Origin of the sequence: Vibrio sp. 1731 (assembly GCF_033339955.1) — a bacterium.
GTDB lineage: Bacteria > Pseudomonadota > Gammaproteobacteria > Enterobacterales > Vibrionaceae > Vibrio > Vibrio alginolyticus.
The window spans coordinates 1-1,087 of record NZ_JAWOVO010000153.1 but is presented as its reverse complement, the minus strand read 5'-3'; the positions used below and the strand labels follow the sequence as shown (position 1 = coordinate 1,087).

Below are 1,087 nucleotides of genomic sequence, written 5' to 3'. Positions count from 1 at the left end.
AAGATTGGGCTAACTTCCCAATGCTGTCAGCCAACATCTACGACAAAAAAACGGGCAAGCGTTTATTCCAACCTTACGCGATGTTCAATAAACAAGGCATTAAAATTGCGGTTATTGGTCTGACAACAGAAGATACCGCGAAGTTGGGAAATCCTGAGTTTATCGGTCAAGTGGACTTCCGCGACCCGAAAGCGGAAGCGAAAGAGCTGATTGCAGAACTGAAAAAAACAGAAAATCCGGATCTGATTTTCGCTGTTACGCACATGGGTCACTACGAAAATGGCAACCGTGGCATCAATGCGCCGGGTGATGTAGCTTTGGCGCGTTACCTTAATGAAGGCGATTTGGACATGATTGTGGGTGGTCACTCACAAGAGCCCGTTTGTATGGAAGGTCCTAACGTTATCAAAAAGAACTTTAAACCGGGTGATGAGTGTCAGCCAGACCAACAAAACGGTACTTACATTGTTCAGGCGCATGAGTGGGGTAAATATGTTGGCCGTGCCGATTACGAATTCCGTAACGGCGAACTATCAATGGTGAGCTACGACCTTATTCCGGTAAACTTGACGAAAAAAATCAACGTGGATGGTCAATCACAACGTGTGTTTGTTCAAGATGAAATTACTCAAGACAAAGCGATGTTGGACTTCCTTCGTCCTTTCCAAGAAAAAGGCCAAAGCCAGCTGAATGTGAAAATTGCGGAATCAAACGGTAAGCTAGAAGGTGACCGTGATGTCGTGCGATTCCAACAGACGAATCTAGGTCGTTTAATTGCAACGGCTCATATGGAACGTGCAAAAGCAGATTTCGCAGTGATGAACTCAGGCGGTGTGCGTGATTCTATTGAAGCCGGTGACATCACATACAAAGATGTGTTGACCGTGCAGCCATTTGGCAACATGGTTTCTTACGTCGATATGTCTGGTCAAGAAGTCTTGGATTACCTAAACATTGTTGCAACCAAGCCAGTTGATTCAGGTGCTTACGCGCAGTTTGCGGGTATCTCTATGCGTATTGAAAATGACAAAGTCACCAATGTATTTATCGGTAACAAGCAACTGCGTTTAGATGGTCGTTACCGCTT

Annotated in this window: 1 protein-coding gene; it reads left to right on the top strand. The window is 45.1% G+C overall.

Features of this window, described 5'->3' with window-relative positions:
* Positions 1-1,087 (top strand): bifunctional UDP-sugar hydrolase/5'-nucleotidase UshA (gene ushA / locus R7035_RS25860; RefSeq protein ID WP_318146398.1); only part of this gene is annotated, 1,087 nt, incomplete at both ends.